The organism is Megasphaera sp. ASD88, from assembly GCF_002287425.1.
GTDB classification, from domain to species: Bacteria; Bacillota; Negativicutes; order Veillonellales; family Megasphaeraceae; genus Megasphaera; species Megasphaera stantonii.
Window position 1 is genome coordinate 1 of sequence record NZ_NQXW01000051.1, and the last position, 1,474, is coordinate 1,474.

Consider the following 1,474-nt stretch of genomic DNA (forward strand, 5'->3'; position numbering starts at 1 on the left):
TCTTATCCGGGTGTCGGCTGTCCGCCGGATAGATCCACTGCGTCGTCAGGGATAACGGCCCCTGCAGAGGCAATTCCGGCGTATATTTTACAAGGCAGGCCATAAATTTCTGCCGGGCGTCTTTCACACTCTGCGGCTCGTAAGAATACGGCTTACCGTTACGCACGCCCCATTTCTTCATCTGGTGCGTCGCCGACGGCAATTTCATGGGAATAAAAAATTGAATCCTCATTCGTTCCTCAGCTCCTGTTCCGCTTTTCGTAACCAATGATTCATGATAACGTCTACGCAACGGTCTTGATCGCATTCGGCGAGTTCTACAATGTTTCCATCTTTATCCCCTAGCGGGCAAAAGCTGCAATCTGCGATTTCATCGATGACCATCTGCAAGGCTTTCTTGTAAATTTTCTTTTTCAAAATTTTCACCTACTTTTTTTACTTAGGTCAGCCGTATGGTCCTGGTTCAGGACGAAAAAGGGTGTTAAAAGAAAATGGCCTACTTCGTGCCATTTTTTTAACCCTTTTTTGTCCAAGGACCCCACCGGACATTATACGGACGGCATTTATATATATATAATACTGCCGCCGTCCGTCTTGTCCGCATAAACATACAGGCGTTTAAGTTTATTTCCACATAAACATACTGCAATATACAATTATGACGGCACGGCATTTATATAAATGCCGTCAGGGAAAATTTAAGATTTTTCTTCTTTACGGACTACTTTCCCGTCACAATATTCAAACTCATTCCCTTCTTTTATATATCTTCGGACCGTCCGTTCCGTAGTTTCTAAATAATTCGCCATGTCAGCTACGGTAACATCACCTTTAATCGAACAAGCATTATAAGCACTTTCCATTTGTTTTTTCTTCGCTTCTTTCTTTTGTTGCCTTGTTTCCTTACTCTTTTCCCAAGGCGCTTTCTCAGCATTTGGCTTCAGCTCTGCCAGAAATCCCGTATCGTCGATTTTATGAACGGGATACTCAAACCATAGATTCAGCGGCTCAAAGGCCTTAAATTCGCGCAGCGTGCCCTCAATGCGCCACGCCGTGCCCGGCAGCCCTACCTGGTCGGTTTCAAGCTGTATCATATCAAGCAACGCGTCGGCGTCGCGAGCAAAGACGCCGGAGCCGCTGGCCCGGTCCATGGAACGTTTGCCGCCCTGGGCACCCTTGCTGTGATGATGGCAGTAGATGACGGCGCAGTTCAACTCTGTACATACCTTGTCAAACTGGTTGCAGAAGTGCGCCATCTGATCGGCGCTGTTCTCGTCGCCCGTGATGATTTTATAGATCGGGTCTATGATAATCGCCATGTAATTTTTCTTGGCCGCCCGGCGGATCAGCTTCGGCGCCAGCTTATCCATAGGAAGGGATTTGCCGCGCAGGTTCCAGATGTCGATATTGCTGATACTCTGCGCCGGCCAGCCCAGGGCGTCGTATACATCCTTGAAACGGTGCAGGCAGCTCG

The 1,474-nt window shown here is 47.9% G+C and carries 2 protein-coding genes and 1 pseudogene; all 3 read right to left on the reverse strand.

The features are described from left to right. Nucleotides 1–232, reverse strand: a pseudogene (locus CJ260_RS12410) (hypothetical protein); the annotation flags it as partial. After that, nucleotides 229–417, reverse strand: a complete 189-nt coding sequence (locus CJ260_RS12415) for a hypothetical protein (RefSeq protein WP_095630430.1) — start codon at nt 415–417, stop codon at nt 229–231. The pseudogene CJ260_RS12410 and the gene CJ260_RS12415, both read right to left, overlap by 4 nt. A 281-nt stretch (nt 418–698) precedes the next feature. Then, on the reverse strand, nt 699–1,474 hold a 776-nt coding region (locus tag CJ260_RS12420; protein WP_158221412.1), incomplete at its 5' end, for an AAA family ATPase.